Raw genomic sequence first — 19,346 nt, forward strand, 5'->3', positions numbered from 1 at the left:
CGCGGCTTGGTTCAGTCGCCTTGCTGCGTGCGCTGCCGCAACTCGTGCAGCTCGGTTTCGACGACGGTCGCGTCCTCGGCATCCGGACGAATCTCGATGTATCGCTGCAAATCTTCCAGCGCCGGTCGCAGATAATCGAGCCGCGCATAAGCGAAACCGCGATCGCGCACTTCCTCGATGCTGTTCGGCAACGCGATCACCAGCCGCTGCTGAACGGCGAGCAGACGCTGCCACCGCTCCGTTTGCAGATAGATACCCTTCAGATTGCGCAGCATGCGCGCGACGATTTCGCGCCGCGTCGCGGGCTGCAACAGCACGCGCAATGCGCTGCCGATCGACTCGCCCACGCGCTGCACATACGGCTCCAGCATCTCGACCATCTGCGCTTCGGAGAGCGTCTGGCCGGTCGTCGGATCGAGCATCAGATCGTGGCCGGGCGTCGCGACGCGCAAAAGGAAATGCCCCGGAAACGATACCCCGCGCACCGGCAGGCCGAGTTGCTCGGCCATTTCCAAATAGATGACGGCAAGCGAGATCGGAATGCCGCGCCGGCGACGCAGCACCACATTCAGATGGCTGTTATCCGGATCGTAGTAATCGTTGAGATTGCTGGAGAAGCCCAGCTCGCGAAAAAAGTAGCGATTCAGCGCATCGACTTTCTGCTTCGCGTCGGCGTCGTCGGGCATGCGGCGACGGGCGCGCACGACGAGTTCGTCGATCTCCGCGAGCGCGGCCTGCATGTCGAGATCGGGATACGCGTCCTGCGCGAGCGACAAGGCGGCTTCCGTGAGCGGAAGACTGTCGTCGTCCGCCATCAGCGAGGAGAAGTAGTCGAGGATACGCGTTGTCGTCATCAAAGCGTGCGTCTCTTGAAATAGGCGTACTTGAAGCCCATCGCGGCAAGAATACCGAAATATAACGCGGCGAACACGACGAGACTTGCACCGAGAAGCGCGATGCGCAGGACCGGCGTCGCGCGCATGCCGATCCAGTCGAAGTTGATCGCCACCCAATGCATCGTCCCCGCAAGAATCAGGCACGCGCCGATCAGTTGCACGAAAAAGCGCAGCCAGCCCGCCGAAGGCTCATAGATCTTGCGGCGGCGCAGCCCCGCGAACAGCAGCAGCGCGTTGGCGAGCGCGCCGAGGCCGATCGAGAGCGTCAGGCCCGCGTGAGAAAAAATCGGCACGAAGATGTAGTTGCTCACCTGAGTCATGACGAGCACGAAGATCGCGATCTTCACCGGCGTCTTGATGTCCTGCTTCGCGTAGAAGCCCGGCGCGAGAATCTTGATGAGGATGAGGCCGATCAGCCCGATCCCGTATGCCGACAGCGCGCGGCCGACCATCACGACCGAATGATTGTCGAACTTGCCGTAGTGAAAGAGCGTCGCGGTGAGCGGCTCGGCGAAGAAAAACAGCGCGATCGCGCTCGGCGCGGCCAGCAGGAACGTGATGCGCAGGCCCCAGTCGAGCAGCGCGGAGTATTCGTCGTGATTGGCGTCGACGTGCGCTTTCGAGAGGCTCGGCAGCAGGATCGTGCCGAGCGCCGCGCCGAGCAGCGCGGTCGGGAATTCCATCAGCCGGTCGGCGTAGTTGATCCACGACACCGCGCCCGCCCCGATGTTCGACGCGATATTCGTGTTGATGATGAGGCTCAGTTGCCCGACCGACACTGCGAACATCGCCGGGACCATTTTCAGCAGCACGCGCTTGACGCCGGGATGCGCGAGCGCGGCGCGGAAGTTCAGCCCGATGCGCGGCGTCATGTCGATCTTCTTCAGGCCGGGCAGTTGCACGAGCAATTGCAGCACGCCGCCGACGATCACCGCATACGCGAGCGCATAAACCGGAATCTTCAGATGCGGCGCGACGAACACCGCCGCGGCAATGAACGACACGTTCAGCAGCACGGGCGCGAACGCGGGCAGCGAGAACTGCTTGTACGTGTTGAGCACGCCCGAGGCGAGCGTCGTCATCGAAATGAGGACGATGTACGGGAACATGATGCGCGTCATCGAGACGGCGAGGCCGTACGCCGCGCCCTCGTGCGACAACCCCGACGCGACCGCGTACACGACCCAGCTCGCGCCCAGCATGCCGAAAAGCGACAGCACGACGAGGAACCAGGTGAGGACCGTCGACATCGCGTCGACGAGCGCCTTGGTCGGATCGTGGCCCTTGCTGTTCTTGAACTCGGCGAGGATCGGCACGAACGCCTGCGCGAACGCGCCTTCCGCGGAGAGACGCCGCAGCAGGTTGGGGATTCGGAACGCGACGTAGAACGCGTCGGTATAGATACTGGCGCCGAAGGCTCGGGCGATCAGCGTTTCGCGGATCAGGCCGGTCACGCGCGACAGCAGCGTGAAGCCGCTGACCGTCAGCAGGGCTCGGAATAGATTCATGGGGCGCTTATTATACGGGCCGCGAGCGGCGCGCCCACGAGACTCGGGGCAATGCTGGCGGCCAATGCCGCACGTTTGACCGATGACAAGGCAGCCGCCCCGTGCCGGCGCGATCCACGCCGCGCTTGTCATGTCTCATATTCCCTTGCTATAATCGCGGGTTTCGAAGCCCCAAAAATCGCTCCGATTTTGCGGCTTCGCGTCTTTTCCGGCCCCGGCCGGCGATGTTTTAGAGGTTCTCGGGCAATCGTTCCCGGGATTTCAGATCAAAGGCAGCGCGCTCGATCGCCCGCGTCAGGGCTTTCATGGCCTTCGCCGGCCCCGCGCGCTCCGGACAAGTAACAGCGAAACAGGAAAAGGGAAACCGTCATGGCAAATTCCGCACAAGCTCGCAAGCGCGCCCGTCAGGCCGCCAAAGCCAACTCGCACAACTCGGCGCTGCGCTCGAAGTTCCGCACGGCCATCAAGGCAGTTCGCAAGGCTATCGAAGCCGGCGATCAGGCCAAGGCCGCCGAAGTGTTCAAGACGTCGGTCAAGACGCTCGACATCATCGCGGACAAGAAGATCGTCCACAAGAACAAGGCAGCTCGTCACAAGAGCCGCCTGGCTGCAGCCATCAAGGGCCTGCAAGCCCCCGCTGCCCAGTAATTCCGGCTCGCTTCCGGCGGGCGCATTCCGGTTTCGCGAGTTTCGCGTTCGGGGCGTTCGCCGAAGCAGCTTCCTGTTTCCGCTGCGCAGTAACGAAAAAGCCCGCTTCGGCGGGCTTTTTTGCGTCTGTCGCTTTTCGTCTGTGGCTTTCGTCGCGCGGAGGTCAGGACTGAGGCTGCTGCGTCTGCGTGCCGTGATGCGGCGGCAATTCGCACGCCTCGGTCACGACCAGATCATTGTCTTTTGCGAAGTTCAGAACGAAGTCGAACGCCATCGGTTCAATGTCGCGCAGGCGGGAATCGACAATCACGACCTTGATGTCGCCGATCATCGTCGGACGCACGTAGATGGAATATTGCAGGCGGGCGTTGGGCCCTTTCGCCTTTGGGCCGAAGCCCGACATCACGCCGGCGAGACGCTCGGACCAGTCGCTCGGCCGAAATTTCCTCCCGCTCTTGGTGATGCCTTGAATGAAGTACTCGGTAGGGGATGATTCAGCCATGTAGCAATACCTTTTGACGGCCGGTGACGCGCACCGGAACGCACATGCCTGACGCAGGAACCGCAGGAGCCGGCTAGCGAAAAGCGCCGGGCGGTCTTGCGCGGGTCGATTCTGGCGGAATCGTCCGCGCCCGCGACAGGAAATGGCGGACTCGACAGCACTGGGCAATCCACCGCGAAATCGGAACGCGCAAAGTCACGCCGACCGGATTCTTGCGAACCCTTCGCCGCAGAAGCGCGTGAAACGGTGCTGAATGTTGCAGAACTGTTGAAACGAGCGAGCGTGATTATACCGCAGCGGCCTGTTTTCCGCAGCGCACACAGACATGGGATGCGTCCATCAGGGACAGCCCGAGGCCGTGAGACGGGCCTGCGCGCGCATCCTCGTCCTTTTGGCCAGCCTCGTCAAACATCGCAAAATCCTTTATGCTCAAAAGCGATACCCACTCCCGACGGCGGCGCCGTCCGGCCTCGACGCTGATGCGCGGCGGCCGGTTCGAAGCCGCCGCTTGCGTTTCATGACCGCCAAGAAAATTCGCCACTATCTTCAGTTCAAGGATTTTTCCCTCGACGACTATGAGTACGTGCTCGAACGCGCGCGCATCCTGAAGCGCAAGTTCAAGAACTACGAGACTTATCATCCGCTGCACGATCGCACGCTCGCGATGATCTTCGAGAAGAGCTCGACGCGCACGCGCCTTTCGTTCGAAGCGGGCATTTTCCAGCTCGGCGGCCATGCGGTGTTCATGAACACGCGTGATACGCAACTCGGCCGCGGCGAGCCGATCGAGGATTCGGCGCAGGTCATCTCGCGCATGGTGGACATCATCATGATCCGCACGTTCGGCCAGGACATCATCCGGCGTTTTGCGGAAAGCTCGCGCGTGCCGGTCATCAACGGGCTGACCAACGAATATCACCCGTGTCAGGTGCTCGCGGACATCTTCACGTTCTACGAGCATCGCGGTCCGATTTCCGGCAAGACCGTCGCGTGGGTCGGGGACGCGAACAACATGCTGTACACGTGGATCGAAGCGGCGCAGATTCTCGGCTTCAAACTGCGTCTTTCCACGCCGCTCGGCTACAAGCTCGATCCCGCGCTGGTTGCCGGGGAAAGCAAGCCGTTTTTTCAAGAATTCGACGATCCGAACGAAGCCTGCGCCGGCGCCGATCTCGTCACGACGGACGTCTGGACCAGCATGGGCTACGAAGCCGAGAACGAAGCGCGCATGAAGGCGTTCGCCGACTACTGCGTCGATGCCGAGATGATGGCGCGCGCCCATCCCGATGCGCTCTTCATGCACTGCCTGCCCGCGCATCGCGGCGAGGAAGTGAGCGCGGAAGTCATCGACGGTCCGCAAAGCGTCGTATGGGACGAGGCGGAGAACCGTCTGCACGTGCAGAAGGCGCTGATGGAGTATCTCCTGCTCGGCAAGCTGAATCACTGAGCGAATCTGCGCTGCCGATTCGCCGCGCATCCCAAATTTGCGAAGGCGCGGCTTTTTAATGTCAGAATAGTAGTTTTTCCGCGCACTTCATGCCCGTCGCGCGCCCGGCGGACGCGAAGCGGCGCACAACCGCCGCACCGGCTTTTCCGCACACGAGTTCACCATGAGCGATATCAAGAAAGTCGTGCTCGCCTATTCGGGCGGTCTCGACACCTCCGTCATCCTGAAATGGTTGCAGGACAACTACGACGCCGAAGTCGTGACCTTCACCGCCGACATCGGTCAGGGCGAGGAGCTGGAGCCCGCGCGCAAGAAGGCGCTCCAGCTCGGCATCAAGCAGGAAAACATCTTCATCGAAGACCTGCGTGAAGAGTTCGTCCGCGATTTCGTGTTCCCGATGTTCCGCGCGAACACCATCTACGAAGGCGAGTATCTGCTCGGCACGTCGATCGCGCGTCCGCTGATCGCGAAGCGCCAGATCGAGATCGCGCGCGCGACCGGCGCGCAGGCCGTCTCGCACGGCGCGACCGGCAAGGGCAACGATCAGGTGCGCTTCGAGCTCGGTTACTACTCGCTCGAACCCGGCATCAAGGTGATCGCGCCGTGGCGCGAATGGGACCTCCTCTCGCGCGAAAAGCTGCTCGCGTATGCGGAAAAGGCCGGCATTCCGATCGAAATGAAGCACAAGCAAGGCGGCGCGCCCTACTCGATGGACGCGAACCTGCTGCACATCTCGTTCGAAGGCCGCCATCTGGAAGACCCGAAGGCCGAGGCCGAAGCCGAAATGTGGCGCTGGACCGTGTCGCCGGAAGAGGCGCCGGATCAGGCGGAATATGTCGATATCGAATTCGAGAAGGGCGATCCGGTCGCGCTGAACGGCAAGCCCCTGTCGCCCGCCGAGATGCTGACCGAGCTGAACCGTCTCGGCGGCAAGCATGGCATCGGCCGTCTGGATCTGGTCGAGAACCGTTACGTCGGCATGAAGTCGCGCGGCTGCTATGAAACGCCGGGCGGCACGATCATGCTGAAGGCGCATCGGGGTATCGAGTCGATCACGCTCGACCGCGAAGTGGCGCACCTCAAGGACGATCTGATGCCGCGTTACGCATCGCTGATCTACAACGGCTACTGGTGGAGCCCGGAGCGCCGCGCGCTGCAGGTGCTGATCGACCACACGCAGGAGAAGGTCAACGGCTGGGTGCGCGTGAAGCTCTACAAGGGCGGCGTGTCGGTCGTCGCTCGCGATTCGAAGGAAACGCTGTTCGACAAGACCATCGCGACGTTCGATGACGACGGCGGCGCCTACAACCAGGCCGATGCCGGCGGCTTCATCAAGCTGAACGCACTGCGCATGCGTATCGCGGAGAACGCGCGCCGTCAGCGCGGGGACTGATCTTTCGTTGGAATCAGGCTCGAGAAAAAACCCGCCGCGGCGGGTTTTTTCGTTTTCAGACGCGCACCGGCTCCATCTCCAGTTCGACATTGAAACGTGCTAGCACGTCGCGCCTGATGGCTTCGGCGAGTTCGAGCACCTGCGCGCCCGTCGCGCCGCCGCGATTCACGAGCACGAGCGCCTGACGATCGTGCACCGCCGCGCCGCCGATGCCGCGCCCTTTCCATCCGCACTGGTCGATCAGCCAGCCCGCCGCGAGCTTCACTTGCCCGTCGGCTTGCGGATACGAAACGACGCCCGGTTCGCGCCGCTTGAGCGCCTCGAACGCCTGCGCACTCACGACCGGATTCTTGAAGAAGCTGCCCGCGTTGCCGAGCGCGGTCCAGTCGGGCAGCTTGGCGCGGCGCACGGCGACGACCGCATCGAAAATGGCTTGCGCATCCGGCGTCGTGGCGCCGTCGAGCGCGCGGGCGACGTCGGCGTAATCCGCGCGCGGCGTCCACGCTTTCGGCAGCCGGAACGTGACCGACGTAATCATGAAGCGCCCGCGCCCTGCCCGCTTGAAGAAGCTGTCGCGATAACCGAAGGCGCACGCGGCGCGATCGAATTTCGCGCGTGCGCCGGTCGCGAGTTCTACCGCCGTCAGCCGCTCGAAGCGCTCGCCCATTTCCAGCCCGTACGCGCCGATGTTCTGAATCGGCGCCGCGCCGACCGTGCCGGGAATCAGCGCGAGGTTTTCGAGCCCCGGCATGCCCTGCGCGAGCGTCCACGCGACGAAATCGTGCCAGTTCTCGCCCGCGCCGGCTTCGACGAGCCACGCATCGTCGTCTTCGCCGATCACGCGTTTGCCGCGAATGCCGACGATCAGCGCGACGCCGTCGAAATCGCGCGTCAGCACGATATTGCTGCCGCCGCCGAGCACGAGTTGCGGCATGTTTGCGATGCGCGCATCGGTGGCGAGCGCGGCGGCCGCATCGACGGAATCGATACGCATCGCGTGACGCGCGCGCGCGTCGAAGCCGAACGTGTTGTGGGCGAGCAGAGAGAAATCGGAGAGGAGCTGGAGCGACATGAACGAAGCGCGTCGGTAGAATGACGACAGGTCCGTGATTATAGCGATTGCGCGAGCCACGCCTGCCCGGCGCGCTCGTCGCCTCAATGAAGGAGAAAGACAGATGCCATCGTTTGACGTCGTCAGCGAAGCAAACATGATCGAAGTGAAGAACGCGATCGAGCAATCGAACAAGGAAATCTCGACGCGCTTCGACTTCAAGGGTTCGGATTCACGCGTCGAGCAGAAGGAGCGCGAACTCACGCTCTACGCCGACGACGACTTCAAGCTCGGCCAGGTGAAGGACGTTCTGCTGAACAAGATGGCCAAGCGCGGCGTCGACGTGCGTTTCCTCGACTACGGCAAGCAGGAGAAAATCGGCGGCGACAAATTGAAGCAAGTCGTCACGGTGAAAAAAGGCGTGTCGGGCGATCTGGCGAAGAAGATCGTCAAGATCGTGAAGGACAGCAAGATCAAGGTTCAGGCGAGCATTCAGGGCGACGCTGTGCGCGTGCAAGGCGCGAAGCGTGACGACCTGCAAAGCGCCATCGCGCTGCTCAAGAAGGAAGTCACGGACACGCCGCTCGACTTCAACAACTTCCGCGACTGATTCCTGATTGCTTCAGAAACGAAAAAGCCGTTCCGGTTTGCGCCCGAACGGCTTTTTGCATTATTCGGCGACCTTCTTTTTCTCGCCGATGCGACTTTCCTTGCCGGCCAGCAGCTTCGAAATATTCGCGCGATGCCGCCAGATGAGCAGCAGGCTCATCGCCAGCACGGCGAGCGAGATGCGGCTCGGCCCGAACAGAAACACCTGAAAGAACGGTGCGAACACGGCCGCGACGAGCGCCGCGAGCGACGAATAGCGGAAGAAGAACGCGATGATGAGCCACGTGAGCAGCGTCGCGATACCGAGCGCCGGATGAATCGCGAGCAGCACGCCCGCCGCCGTCGCGACGCCCTTGCCGCCCTGGAACTTGAAGAAAACCGGGTACAGATGCCCGAGGAACACGGCGATGGCCGCGAGCGCCGTCGCCGTGTTGATGCCCGTTTGATCCCAGCCGAAGCTCGCGCCGAAGTGCGCGACGATCCACACGGGCAGCCAGCCCTTGAACGCATCGCCGATCAGCGTCAGGATCGCAGCCTTCTTGTTGCCGGTGCGCAGCACGTTCGTCGCGCCGGGATTGCCCGAGCCGTACGAGCGCGGATCGGCCAGTCCCATCGCGTGACTCACGACGACGGCAAACGAAATCGATCCGATCAGATAGGACGCGACGGCGACGAGCAGAAAAATCATGGTGTCTTTTCGGTTATGGCGAGAGCGGAACGCATTCTAATCGACGCTCGCGCACTGCACGGGTTTCGCGCCCAGCAACTCGGTCAGCACGTTCGGATCGATGCTCACGAGATACCCCCGCCGCCCGCCGTTCAGATAGATGCGATCGAGTTCGAGAATGCTCGATTCGACGTACACCGGCATCGCTTTTTTCGTGCCGAACGGCGACGTGCCGCCCACGAGAAACCCCGAATGCCGGTTCGCCACTTCGGGCTTGCAGGGTTCGACGCGCTTCGCGCCAATCTGACGCGCGAGATTCTTCGTGGATACCGTGCGGTCGCCGTGCATGAGGACGATCAGCGGCTTGGCGTGCTCGTCTTCCATGACGAGCGTCTTGACTACGATATGTTCGTCCACGCCGAGCTGACGCGCGGATTCCTCCGTGCCGCCGTGCTCGACGTAATCGTAAGGATGCTCGCCGAATTCAACCTTGTGACGACGCAGGAATTGCGTCGCGGGCGTTTCGGACACGTGTTTGGCTTTCGACATGCCACGCATTGTAGCGGCGCGCCGTGGCGCTCACCATCGGCCATTCGGCCGAGTATGCAGCGCAACGCGGCCGTGGCACGATCGTTCGCAGATGACGCTATCCGCGCGGATGATGCTCCCGATGCAGCTTCTGCAGCCGCTCGCGCGCGACGTGCGTGTAGATCTGCGTCGTGGAGATGTCCGAGTGGCCGAGCAGCAATTGCACGACGCGCAGGTCCGCGCCGTGATTGAGCAGATGCGTCGCGAACGCGTGCCGCAGCGTGTGCGGCGAGAGCGGCGCGTGCACGCCGCCGTTCAGCGCATGACGCTTGATGATGTTCCAGAACTGCTGGCGCGTCATGCCTTCGCCGCGCGCGGTGACGAAGAGCGCATCGGCGGAGCGCGCGCCGAGCAGCACCTGACGCGCATCGCGCAGATACCGTTCGAGCCAGTCGTGCGCCGTTTCGCCGAACGGAATCAGGCGTTCTTTCGAGCCTTTGCCCATCACGCGCACGACGCCTTCGTTCAGGCCGACTTCGACCGTCTTCAGCGTGACGAGCTCGGTCACGCGCAGGCCGCTCGCATACATCAGTTCGAGCATCGTGCGGTCGCGCAAGCCGAGCGGCGTCTCGATGTCGGGTGCGCCGAGCAGCGCCTCGACTTGCGACTCGTTGAGCGTCGACGGAAAGCGCGGCGGCTGCTTGGCCGAGCGCAGCTTGAGCGTCGGATCGGCGGACACGCGATGCTCGCGCAACGCCCACGCGTAATAGCGCCGAAAGACCGACAGACGCCGGTTCGCGGACGTCGCCTTGTCGCCCCGGCGCGCGGCCATGTAGCCGTTCATGTCGGCTTCGACGGCGGCATCGATCGACGCGCCGCGCGTCTTGCCGAGCCATTCCGCGAAGAGTTTGAGGTCGCGCCGGTACGCTTCGAGCGAGTTCTTGGCGAGGCCGTGTTCGAGCCAGAGCGCATCGCAAAAGAGATCGATCGCGTCCTGACTCGCGACGAGTCCCGGTGCTTGTATTGCTTCAGTCGTTGCGCTCGTCATGCGATCGATACACCTTCATGCGCCAGCAGCCAGCGCTTCACGTTGCGATAAAAACCTTCGCCGGGATGATGCGCGAAACCGCCGATCCCGCCCGAGGCCACTACCCGGTGGCACGGTATCACGATCGGCAGCGGATTGGAGCCGCACGCCTGCCCGACCGCGCGCGGCACGCTGCCGATCTCGCGCGCGAGCTGGCCATAGGTCCAGACTTGGCCCGCCGCGATGCCCGAGATGCCGCGCCATACGCGCTGCTGAAACGCGGTGCCGCGAAGCGCGAGCGGTAGGTCGAAGCGCATCGAAGGCGTCTGAAAATACGCGCGGATCTGCGCGGCGGCTTCCTTCGCGAGCGGCGTTTCAGGCTCAATGCTGCCGACATCGTCCGGCAGATAGACGATCTCGCGCACGCATTGCGCATCGGCGCGAATGCCGACCTTGCCGAACGGGGCGTCGATCACGGCATCGAATGGCTTCACGTTCTTGTCCCTTGATCGAGCGCCCACAGCACATGCTCGCGCACCAACGCCGAGGAATCGTCCGCACGCGCGCGCAATGCATCGGCGATCGCTTCGCGTTCTTCCGCATCGAGCGACGGATCGCGCAACGCATTGCCCATCGCGACCGCGATATTGCGCAGCCAGCGCTCATGCCCAATGCGCCGGATCGCGCTGCCCTGCATGCGCGTGTCGAAATCCGCCGCGCTCCATGCGAACAGCTCGACGAGTGTCGCGCGATCGAGTCCGTGGCGCACGTCGAAATCCGCGACCGGCGCGGCCTGCGCGAACTTGTTCCACGGACAGACGAGCTGACAATCGTCGCATCCATACACGCGATTGCCGATCAGCGGACGCATCTCCTCGGGAATGCTGCCGTGCAGTTCGATCGTCAGATACGAGATGCAGCGCCGCGCGTCGACGCGATACGGCGCCACGATCGCGCCCGTCGGACACGCGCCGATGCAGCGCGTGCACTGCCCGCAATGCGCGCCTTCGTGCTCGGGATGCGGATCGACGGGCAACGGGACATCGACGAAAATTTCGCCGAGGAAGAAGAGCGATCCGGCGTCGCGATCGAGCAGCAACGTATGCTTGCCGCGCCAGCCGGCGCCCGCTTTCTGCGCGAGCGCGACTTCGAGCACCGGCGCTGAATCCGTGAACGCGCGATGCCCGAACGGCCCGATCTCGCGCTCGATGCGCTCCGCCAGCTGCTGCAGGCGATTGCGCATGACCTTGTGATAATCGCGCCCGCGTGCGTAGATGGAGACCATCGCCTGCGACGGCTTCGCGAGCCGCGACCATTCGATCGCGCGCCAGTCGTTCTTCTGACCGTCGGCTGTCGCGACACTTTCATCGCCCTTTTTCGCGAGCGTTTCCGCAGGAAGATAGGCCATGCGCGCGGTGATGACACGTCGCGTGCCGGCCACAAGCTCGGCCGGTCTTGCGCGTTTCATCCCATGTTTGGCCATATAATCCATTTCGCCGTGATAGCCTGCTTCGAGCCAATCAGTCAGGCCCTTCTCGGCATCCGTCAGGTCGATATCGCTGATGCCGACCGCACCGAACCCCAACTCGCGCCCCCATGTCTTGATGCGCTGCGCGAGTTCTGCCAGCGCGTTTTCATCGAGATCGAAGACGCGAGACTCTGAATCGGATTCAGCGGCGGCGTCGCTGGACGCTGTCGTGATTTCAACGGAATGTTCCGGCAATCGGTTCATCACGACATTTTACGAGCAATGCCCGAAAGCCCCGCACGAACGACGCAAGACTTATCCGCCGCGCTTCTCGAACGCCGCTTCGACCTGCGCGACGAAGCCGCGACGCTCGTTTTCGGAGAACGCTTCGCGCGCGCCATCGACGCTACGCGTCTGTCCATATCGCACGCTTCGTCTGAACGTTTTCACGGTCTGCAAGTCCAGTTGATCGGTGATCTCGGCGCGGGCAAGACCACGCTCGTGCGCGCGACCTTGCGCGCGCTCGGCCACGTCGGCCGCGTGAAGAGCCCGACTTACACGCTCGTCGAGCCGTATTCGCTCGTCACCAAAAGCGGTCCGCTCGACGTTTATCACTTCGATCTCTATCGCTTCGCCGATCCGGCCGAATGGGCCGATGCCGGCTTTCGCGAATATTTCGATGCGGGCGCGGTGTGCCTCGTCGAATGGCCGCAACAGGCGGGCGGCCTGCTCGGCGTGCCGGATCTCGTGTTTGCGCTGTCCCTGCCGGACGAAGGAACGTCGAACGATGAAGGCCGCGTGCTGACCGCGCGGGCATTTAGCGAAACAGGAAAGTCATGTCTCGAAAGATGTTGATCAAGCCATTTCATTCGATCGAATCGGCTGCCCAAGCGCCGCACAACTGGCGTCGCCGTCAGGTGTTGCGCGCAGGCGCTTCGACGCTCGTGCTCGCGCTCGTCGGACCGAAGCTCGCGCATGCGAGCAGCGTGCTCGGCGTGCGCGTGTGGCCCGCGCGCGACTACACCCGCGTGACGATCGAATCGGACCAGCCGCTTCAGAACGCCAATCAGCTATTGCAGGGGCCGGACCGGCTCGTGGTCGATCTCTCCGGCATCGATCTCGATCAGGCGCTGCGCGATCTCGTCTCGAAGATCACGCCGAACGATCCGCAGATTCAGGCGGTGCGCATCGGGCAATATCAGCCGCATGTCGTGCGCATGGTGTTCGATCTGAAAGGATCGGTGAAGCCGCAGGTGTTCACGCTCGGGCCGATCGGCAGCTACAAATATCGGCTCGTGTTCGATCTGTATCCGGCCGTCGCGCCCGATCCGCTGATGGAACTGCTCGCGCAGACCGAGCGCAAGCAGGAAGCGCTCGACCGCGCCAATCCGAATCCGTCCGCGCCGCCGCCCGCGACGCTTTCCGGGCCGGCGACCGCGCAGAAACCGACGACGCCCGATTCCACCGACGAGTTCTTCCAAAAGTACGCGCAGAACGAAACGCCCGCCGAAACGCCGCCGAAACCGGCGGTCAAGCCGCGCGTGCCGGCGCCGCCGCCCGTCATCGCGAAGAAGGACGACGACAACGACGCCTACGCATTCTCGACGCCCAAGCAAGGCGCCGGCACGACGCGCCTGCTCACCGTCGCGATCGATCCCGGTCACGGCGGCGAAGATCCGGGCGCGATCGGCGGCCAAGGCACGTATGAGAAGCACATCGCGCTCGACATCGCAAAGAAGCTGCGCGCGAAGATCGACGCCCAGCCCAACATGCGCGCGATGATGACCCGCGACGCCGACTTCTTCGTGCCGCTCAACGTGCGCGTGCAAAAGGCGCAGCGCGTCTCCGCCGATCTTTTCGTGTCGATTCACGCCGATGCCTTCACGTCGCCCGAAGCGCGTGGATCGTCGGTGTTCGCGCTGTCGGAGCATGGCGCGTCGAGCGCGGCTGCGCGCTGGATGGCGAACAAGGAAAACTCGTCGGATCAGGTCGGCGGCATCAACGTGAAGTCGCAGGACGCGAGCGTGAACCGCGCGCTCTTCGACATGTCGACGACCGCGCAGATCCGCGATTCGATGCGCTACGGCAGTTTCGTGCTGAACGAAATCGGCGGCATCAACAAGCTGCACAAGGGTTCGGTCGAGCAGGCGGGTTTCGCCGTGCTGAAGGCGCCGGACATTCCGTCGATCCTCGTGGAGACCGCGTTCATCAGCAATCCGGACGAGGAAACGCGCCTGAACGACGACGCCTATCGCGACAAGATGGCCAACGCGATCATGAAGGGCATCAAGCGCTACTTCGCGGCAAATCCGCCGCTCGCGAAGAGCCGCATGACGTAAAAATCCGGCCGGGTTTCGTTCAGCGCGCCGGCAGAATGCGCTGAACGAGCCGCGCGCCGAATACGTTCACCACGAGTCCCGCCATCACGAGCGCCGCGCCCGCTACCTGCGCCGAATTCAAACCCTCGCCGAGAAACAGCGCCGCCGACGCCAGCCCGATCACCGGGACGAGCAGCGAGAACGGCGCGACGCTTCCCGCCGGATAGCGCGCGAGCAACTTTCCCCACAAGCTGTAACCGACGATCGTCGCGATGAACGAAAGATAGAGAATCGCGAAGATCGAGATGAGCGGAATCGTCGCCAGACTGGATTCGATGCGCGCCGCGCCTTCGAAGATGAGCGAGAGCGCGAGGAACGGCAGCGGCGGAATCAGGCTGCCCCACACCACGAGCGAGAGCAGATCGACCTTGCCCATGCGCTTCGTCACGATATTGCCGAGCGCCCACATCGCGGCGGCGGCGAGCGTGAAGAGAAAGCCGGTGATGGTCATCGCGTGACCGCCGCGCATGCCGATGAGCGCAAGCCCCGCCGCCGCGATCAGCAGGCCGGCGACGTTCGCCGCGCGGATGCGCTCGCCGAGGAACATCGACGCGAAGATGAGCGTGAAGAATGCTTGCGCCTGCAGCACGAGCGACGCGAGACCGGCGGGCATGCCCACGTACATGCCGTAGAAAAGCAGCGCGAACTGCCCGAGAGAAATGGTGAGGCCGTAGGCGAAGAGCCAGCGCAGCGGTATCTGCGGACGCTTGACGAAGATTGCGGGCACGGCGGCGAGCGCGAAGCGCAGCGCGCCGAGCAGCATCGGCGGAACACCGTGCAGTCCCAGCTTGATGACGACGAAATTCACGCCCCACGCGAGAATGACCACCGATGCGATCAGCAAATCCTTTGGCGACATCGCCCCTCTTCCTTGTGTCATGTGCGTCGTTGGCGAGCCGTAAAGTGTAGCCGAGGGCGCGGCGGCAGGCTTGTCAAATCCTGCGCGGCATGACGATGCACGCAAAAAGCGCCCGCGCCTCGTGAAAGGCGCGAGCGCTTTCGCTGCGATGATGCGAAACGGCGCCTACTTCGACTGACCCGATTCCGTGTTGGCGTTGTTGCCGGTTTCGACGGCCGGCGTCTTCTTGGTCGCCGTCGATTTCGTCGTGTGCTTGTGCATCTTGTGCTTCTTAGGCGTCGTGGCGGCCGAACTATCGGTGGTTGCGCCGACCGTATCGTTGCCCATCGCCGCCGACGAATTGCCCGACGAGGTCTGCGCGAACGCGCCCGTTGCGGCGGTGGCCGTGAAAAGGCCAGCGGTGATGGCGATCAAAAGCTTGTTCTTGCTCATTTCGACTCCCTATCCAGATTGTCACGTTGCGAAAGTTGCGCCAAGCCGCGAGCGTGAAATCCACGCGGCACCAAAAAAACGAAAGTCTCGGCGGCAACGCCTGCGCCGCGCGGCATCGGCCGGTAGAATCGGCTGATCCACGCGCCATTCCGGCGCGCGATCTTCCTTCCGGAACCCGCCATGCCTTCGACGATCCGCGCAGTGCTGAAGCCACACCAACATGACGTCGGCGGCCTCATGGTGCGGCGCGTGCTGCCCGCCCTCGCGGCGCGCACCGTCGGACCCTTCATCTTTTTCGACCATATCGGTCCCGCAACGCTCGTGCCCGGAAACGGCCTCGACGTGCGCCCGCATCCGCATATCGGGCTCGCGACGGTCACGTATCTGTTCGACGGCGCGATCATGCATCGCGATAGCGTCGGCTCCGTGCAGAAGATCGTTCCCGGCGACGTCAACTGGATGACCGCGGGCCGCGGCATCGTCCATTCCGAGCGCACGCCCGACGAGGAACGCGCATCCGGCCAGACGATGCACGGCATCCAGACGTGGGTCGCGATGCCCGCCGCGAGCGAGGACATTGAGCCGGCCTTCGAGCATCACGCGGCCGCGGCGTTGCCGCAGATCGAGCGCGACGGCGTCACGCTGCGCATCATCGCGGGCACGGCGTTCGGCGCGAAAGCGCCCACGCGCACGTTTTCGCCGACGCTTTATGTCGCCGCGCAGTTCACGCCCGGCAGCGCGATCACGCTCGATACGGAGCACGAGGAGCGCGGCGTGTATCTCGTGAGCGGCGATTTGTCGATCGACGGCGAACCGCTGCCCGAACAGGAGATGGCCGTGCTCGCGCCCGGCGCCGACGCGAAGCTGACAAGCGCGAACGGCGCGGTCGCGATGCTGCTCGGCGGCGCGCCGCTCGACGGCGCGCGCTTCATCGAATGGAATTTCGTGTCGAGTTCGCGCGAGAAGATCGACGCGGCCAAGATCGCCTGGAGCGAGCAGCGCATGGGCCACGTGCCCGGCGAGACCGAGTTCATTCCGCTGCCGCCGCAGCGCCGCGAGAATCGCGCGCCCGAAGCCTGACGCGCTTGAGAACCGGCTGTGTCGTCCCCAAGTAATCGAGGTCGACCGAAAGCATTAGGAGAAAACGCATGGATACGACCCTCGCCACATTCGAGAAAGATGTCATCAACGCGTCGATGCTGGCGCCCGTGCTCGTCGATTTCTGGGCGCCCTGGTGCGGCCCGTGCAAGACGCTCGGCCCGATGCTCGAGAAGCTCGAGGTCGAAGCGGCGGGCGCCTGGAATCTCGTCAAGGTGAACGTCGACGAGAATCAGGAACTCGCCGCGCATTTCCAGGTGCGCAGCATTCCGCACGTCATTGCGTTCGCAGAAGGACGACCGGTCGATCAGTTCATCGGCGTGCTGCCGGAAGGCCAGTTGCGCGAGTTCATCGACCGTCTCGTGCCCGCCGGCGCCGATGCAGAGCGCCGCGCCGCGCAGAGCGCGTGGGCCGCGGGCGATCGCCAGCTCGCGATCGACACCATCAAGGCCGCGCTCGCGCTCGATCCCGGTTTCGAAGACGCGCGTCTCGATCTGATCGAATGGCTGATCGCGGAACGCCGCATCGACGAAGCGAAGGAAGAAGACAAGCTGTTGTCGCCGAAGACGACGCAAGGCATCGACGCGCGCTACAACGCGTTGAAGACCGAGCTCGACGCCGCCGATGCAGCCGCCGATCTGCCGCCCGCCGACGCGCTCATCGACGCCGTGAACGCGAATCCCGACGATCTCGATGCGCGCTTTGCACTGGCCAATCGGCTGATCGCGGGCCGCGATTACGCTGGCGCGCTCGAACATCTGCTTGCGATTGTCGTGCGCGACCGCGCCTTCATGGACGATGTCGGCCGCAAGACGATGCTGTCGGTGTTCGAACTCGCCGCGAATCAGCCGGATCTCGTTTCGCAGTGGCGGCGCAAGTTAAGCGCGGCGATCAACTGATCGTCGATCGATCGACCCGCTTTGGATGAAAAATGGCCAGCTATCGAAGCTGGCCATTTTCGTTTCAGGCGGCGCGCTTCGCCAATTCGCGCAAGACATGCGCGGCCGCCGCGAAGCCGAAGCTCGCCGTCACGCACACGCTCGAACCGAAGCCCGCGCAATTCAGCCCGACCGGCCCCGCGTAATTCGCGCCGGTTTCGAAATGTTCGGCGCTTTCGCTGATATCGCACGCGGGCGCTTCGGGATAGATCAGCGGCTCGTCCGAATACACCGCGCTCACCTTGAATCGCGCCTTCGGTCCGCGCGGAAAACCGTGCAGCTTGCGCAACTGGCCGCGCACTTTCGAGAGCAGCGGATCCTGAATCGTGAGCGCGAGATCGTCGATGCGAATGCGCGTCGGATCGAGCTGCCCGCCCGCGCCGCCGACCGTGATGAGCGCCTGCTTGCGCGCCACGCACCACGCGATGAGCGCCGTTTTCGTACGCACGCTGTCGATCGCGTCGATCACATAGTCGAAACCGCCGCCGAGCGTTTCATCGAAATTGCCCGGCTCCACGAAGTCTTCGATCTGCCGCACGTCGCACGCCGGATCGATCAGTTTGATGCGCTCGGCCATCGCCGTGACTTTCGCCTTGCCGTAGTTGCCGTCGAGTGCGTGAATCTGACGATTCGTGTTGCTTTCGGCGACGTTATCGAGATCGATCAGCGTAAGCCGGCCGACAGCACTGCGCGCAAGCGCCTCGGCAACCCACGAACCCACGCCGCCGATGCCGATCACGGCGACATGCGCCCGCTCGAACGCGGCGAGCGCGGGCGCGCCGTAGAGGCGCGCGATGCCGCCGAAGCGCCGGTCGCGATCGGCGAGTTCGTGGGCGCTGGGCGTCGCGGTGGTTTCCGATGAAGCGTTCATGTCGTGCGGATGGATGAAATCGGATGCATTGAAAGCAAACTAAAAGCTGCCGAAATGCACCGCACGTTGTGCGGCGTCAAGCAACGCTTACAGGCGGCTATCGAGTTCGCGAACGTGGTAGTTCGATCATGCAAAATGCGGTCGAATTGCGTATTCTGCCTTATCGAAACCATGAACGTGATAGCCGCGACTGCCGCGCTCCCGGCACGCGGTGCGGGCACGGGTAATCAGGGCAAGATCGTTTCACCTTGGCTATACTGACGCGACTGTAGCGCTTGCATAAAAAATGACGACCCTCGCAGACCTTCGCAAAAACTATTCGCGCGGCGCGCTCGATGTGTCCGACGTCGACCCGAATCCGATAAGCCAGTTTCAAACCTGGTTCGCCCAGGCGCTCGATGCGAAGCTGCCCGAACCGAATGCGATGACGCTTGCGACCGTCGATGGCCAGGGCCGTCCGTCCGCGCGCATCGTGCTCATCAAGGGCGTCGACGAACGCGGATTTGTTTTTTTTACCAATTACGATAGCCGCAAGGGCCGCGAACTCGCCGCGAATCCGGCCGGGAGCCTGCTGTTCCACTGGATCGAGCTCGAGCGTCAGGTGCGCATCGAGGGCCGCGTCGAAAAGACGAGCGATGAGGAGAGCGATGTGTATTACGCGTCGCGTCCGCTCGGCTCGCGCATCGGCGCGTGGGCATCGGATCAGAGTCAGCCGCTCGAAAGCCGCGAGGCGCTGGAAGCGCGCGAGCGCGAGATGATCGCGAAGTACGGCGACGCGCCGCCGCGCCCGCCGCACTGGGGCGGATATCGTCTGGTGCCGGACACCGTCGAATTCTGGCAGGGACGCCCGTCGCGCCTGCACGATCGCATCGTGTACACGCGGGACGGCGCGGGCGATCCGTGGCAAATCATGAGACTCGCGCCGTAAATCAATAAAACGCGGGCATTGGCAGCAACCGAGATCGCAACGGCAACGAACATGAAGGCGCGAGCCTTCACCTTGATTTTCTTTAGCGCGGAGAAACA

21 protein-coding genes are annotated in these 19,346 nt (G+C 63.5%); 9 read left to right on the forward strand and 12 right to left on the reverse strand.

Annotated elements, in window-relative coordinates; all coding sequences use genetic code 11:
- Positions 1–11: 11 nt before the first annotated feature.
- Together NCR93_RS11070 and murJ are read right to left on the reverse strand one after the other, a co-directional pair.
- Positions 12–854: a SirB1 family protein gene (locus NCR93_RS11070; protein ID WP_008342728.1), complete on the reverse strand. Its 843-nt coding sequence runs from the start codon at positions 852–854 to the stop codon at positions 12–14.
- Entirely contained in the window at positions 854–2,404 is a 1,551-nt protein-coding gene (gene murJ / locus NCR93_RS11075) for a murein biosynthesis integral membrane protein MurJ (RefSeq protein WP_008342730.1), read from the reverse strand. Before murJ ends, NCR93_RS11070 begins: the two co-directional genes overlap by 1 nt.
- A gap of 369 nt (positions 2,405–2,773) precedes the next feature.
- Here murJ and rpsT point away from each other — a divergent pair, with 369 nt between their 5' ends.
- The gene (gene rpsT, locus NCR93_RS11080; protein ID WP_008342733.1) at positions 2,774–3,052 is read left to right on the forward strand and encodes a 30S ribosomal protein S20; all 279 of its coding nucleotides are present in this window, start codon (positions 2,774–2,776) and stop codon (positions 3,050–3,052) included.
- A gap of 163 nt (positions 3,053–3,215) precedes the next feature.
- On the opposite strand, the gene NCR93_RS11085 is transcribed toward rpsT, so the two are convergent.
- The gene (locus NCR93_RS11085) at positions 3,216–3,554 is read right to left on the reverse strand and encodes a DUF3579 domain-containing protein (protein WP_008342735.1); all 339 of its coding nucleotides are present in this window, start codon (positions 3,552–3,554) and stop codon (positions 3,216–3,218) included.
- Between the two features lie 517 nt (positions 3,555–4,071).
- Between NCR93_RS11085 and argF the strand changes: the two genes are divergently transcribed.
- Positions 4,072–5,001, forward strand: a complete 930-nt coding sequence (gene argF, locus NCR93_RS11090; protein WP_175980455.1) for an ornithine carbamoyltransferase — start codon at positions 4,072–4,074, stop codon at positions 4,999–5,001.
- Between the two features lie 163 nt (positions 5,002–5,164).
- The gene (locus NCR93_RS11095; protein WP_008342738.1) at positions 5,165–6,394 is read left to right on the forward strand and encodes an argininosuccinate synthase; all 1,230 of its coding nucleotides are present in this window, start codon (positions 5,165–5,167) and stop codon (positions 6,392–6,394) included.
- 55 nt (positions 6,395–6,449) lie between these two features.
- Here the strand turns inward: NCR93_RS11095 and murB are convergent, their stop codons facing one another.
- Positions 6,450–7,466, reverse strand: coding sequence for a UDP-N-acetylmuramate dehydrogenase (murB, locus tag NCR93_RS11100; protein ID WP_008342739.1), 1,017 nt, complete (start codon positions 7,464–7,466; stop codon positions 6,450–6,452).
- Between the two features lie 103 nt (positions 7,467–7,569).
- Here murB and NCR93_RS11105 point away from each other — a divergent pair, with 103 nt between their 5' ends.
- The gene (locus NCR93_RS11105) at positions 7,570–8,055 is read left to right on the forward strand and encodes a YajQ family cyclic di-GMP-binding protein (protein WP_008342740.1); all 486 of its coding nucleotides are present in this window, start codon (positions 7,570–7,572) and stop codon (positions 8,053–8,055) included.
- 60 nt (positions 8,056–8,115) lie between these two features.
- On the opposite strand, the gene plsY is transcribed toward NCR93_RS11105, so the two are convergent.
- The 5 genes from plsY to queG all read right to left on the reverse strand — a co-directional run bounded on the left by plsY (position 8,116) and on the right by queG (position 12,008).
- Positions 8,116–8,742, reverse strand: coding sequence for a glycerol-3-phosphate 1-O-acyltransferase PlsY (plsY, locus tag NCR93_RS11110; RefSeq protein WP_008342743.1), 627 nt, complete (start codon positions 8,740–8,742; stop codon positions 8,116–8,118).
- A 36-nt stretch (positions 8,743–8,778) separates the two neighbouring features.
- Entirely contained in the window at positions 8,779–9,270 is a 492-nt protein-coding gene (gene ybaK / locus NCR93_RS11115) for a Cys-tRNA(Pro) deacylase (protein WP_008342744.1), read from the reverse strand.
- 97 nt (positions 9,271–9,367) lie between these two features.
- Positions 9,368–10,297 carry a site-specific tyrosine recombinase XerD gene (gene xerD / locus NCR93_RS11120; protein ID WP_008342745.1) on the reverse strand — a complete coding sequence of 310 codons (930 nt, stop codon included), beginning with the start codon at positions 10,295–10,297 and terminating at the stop codon, positions 9,368–9,370.
- Positions 10,294–10,770, reverse strand: a complete 477-nt coding sequence (locus NCR93_RS11125) for a methylated-DNA--[protein]-cysteine S-methyltransferase (protein WP_034471573.1) — start codon at positions 10,768–10,770, stop codon at positions 10,294–10,296. The genes xerD and NCR93_RS11125 overlap by 4 nt, the downstream gene beginning before the upstream one ends.
- Complete coding sequence (gene queG, locus NCR93_RS11130) at positions 10,767–12,008, reverse strand: tRNA epoxyqueuosine(34) reductase QueG (protein ID WP_250518306.1); 1,242 nt, start codon at positions 12,006–12,008, stop codon at positions 10,767–10,769. Before queG ends, NCR93_RS11125 begins: the two co-directional genes overlap by 4 nt.
- A gap of 18 nt (positions 12,009–12,026) precedes the next feature.
- Between queG and tsaE the strand changes: the two genes are divergently transcribed.
- Positions 12,027–12,599: a tRNA (adenosine(37)-N6)-threonylcarbamoyltransferase complex ATPase subunit type 1 TsaE gene (tsaE, locus tag NCR93_RS11135; RefSeq protein WP_008342749.1), complete on the forward strand. Its 573-nt coding sequence runs from the start codon at positions 12,027–12,029 to the stop codon at positions 12,597–12,599.
- Entirely contained in the window at positions 12,581–14,083 is a 1,503-nt protein-coding gene (locus NCR93_RS11140) for an N-acetylmuramoyl-L-alanine amidase (RefSeq protein ID WP_175980461.1), read from the forward strand. The genes tsaE and NCR93_RS11140 overlap by 19 nt, the downstream gene beginning before the upstream one ends.
- Positions 14,084–14,102: 19 nt before the next feature.
- On the opposite strand, the gene NCR93_RS11145 is transcribed toward NCR93_RS11140, so the two are convergent.
- Together NCR93_RS11145 and NCR93_RS11150 are read right to left on the reverse strand one after the other, a co-directional pair.
- Positions 14,103–14,981 carry an O-acetylserine/cysteine exporter gene (locus NCR93_RS11145; protein ID WP_008342753.1) on the reverse strand — a complete coding sequence of 293 codons (879 nt, stop codon included), beginning with the start codon at positions 14,979–14,981 and terminating at the stop codon, positions 14,103–14,105.
- A gap of 165 nt (positions 14,982–15,146) precedes the next feature.
- Positions 15,147–15,413: a hypothetical protein gene (locus NCR93_RS11150; protein ID WP_008342754.1), complete on the reverse strand. Its 267-nt coding sequence runs from the start codon at positions 15,411–15,413 to the stop codon at positions 15,147–15,149.
- Positions 15,414–15,593: 180 nt separating this feature from the next.
- Between NCR93_RS11150 and NCR93_RS11155 the strand changes: the two genes are divergently transcribed.
- Both NCR93_RS11155 and trxA read left to right on the forward strand, forming a co-directional pair.
- The gene (locus NCR93_RS11155; protein ID WP_034471566.1) at positions 15,594–16,493 is read left to right on the forward strand and encodes a pirin family protein; all 900 of its coding nucleotides are present in this window, start codon (positions 15,594–15,596) and stop codon (positions 16,491–16,493) included.
- A gap of 68 nt (positions 16,494–16,561) precedes the next feature.
- Positions 16,562–17,410, forward strand: coding sequence for a thioredoxin (gene trxA / locus NCR93_RS11160; protein ID WP_008342757.1), 849 nt, complete (start codon positions 16,562–16,564; stop codon positions 17,408–17,410).
- A 64-nt stretch (positions 17,411–17,474) separates the two neighbouring features.
- Here the strand turns inward: trxA and NCR93_RS11165 are convergent, their stop codons facing one another.
- Complete coding sequence (locus NCR93_RS11165; protein ID WP_250518307.1) at positions 17,475–18,320, reverse strand: tRNA threonylcarbamoyladenosine dehydratase; 846 nt, start codon at positions 18,318–18,320, stop codon at positions 17,475–17,477.
- Positions 18,321–18,606: 286 nt separating this feature from the next.
- Here NCR93_RS11165 and pdxH point away from each other — a divergent pair, with 286 nt between their 5' ends.
- A complete protein-coding gene (gene pdxH, locus NCR93_RS11170) occupies positions 18,607–19,248 on the forward strand; it encodes a pyridoxamine 5'-phosphate oxidase (RefSeq protein WP_250518308.1) in 642 nt (213 codons plus the stop codon).
- Positions 19,249–19,346 lie beyond the last annotated feature (98 nt).

Source organism: Caballeronia sp. ATUFL_F1_KS39, from assembly GCF_023630985.1.
Classification (GTDB): domain Bacteria; phylum Pseudomonadota; class Gammaproteobacteria; order Burkholderiales; family Burkholderiaceae; genus Caballeronia; species Caballeronia zhejiangensis.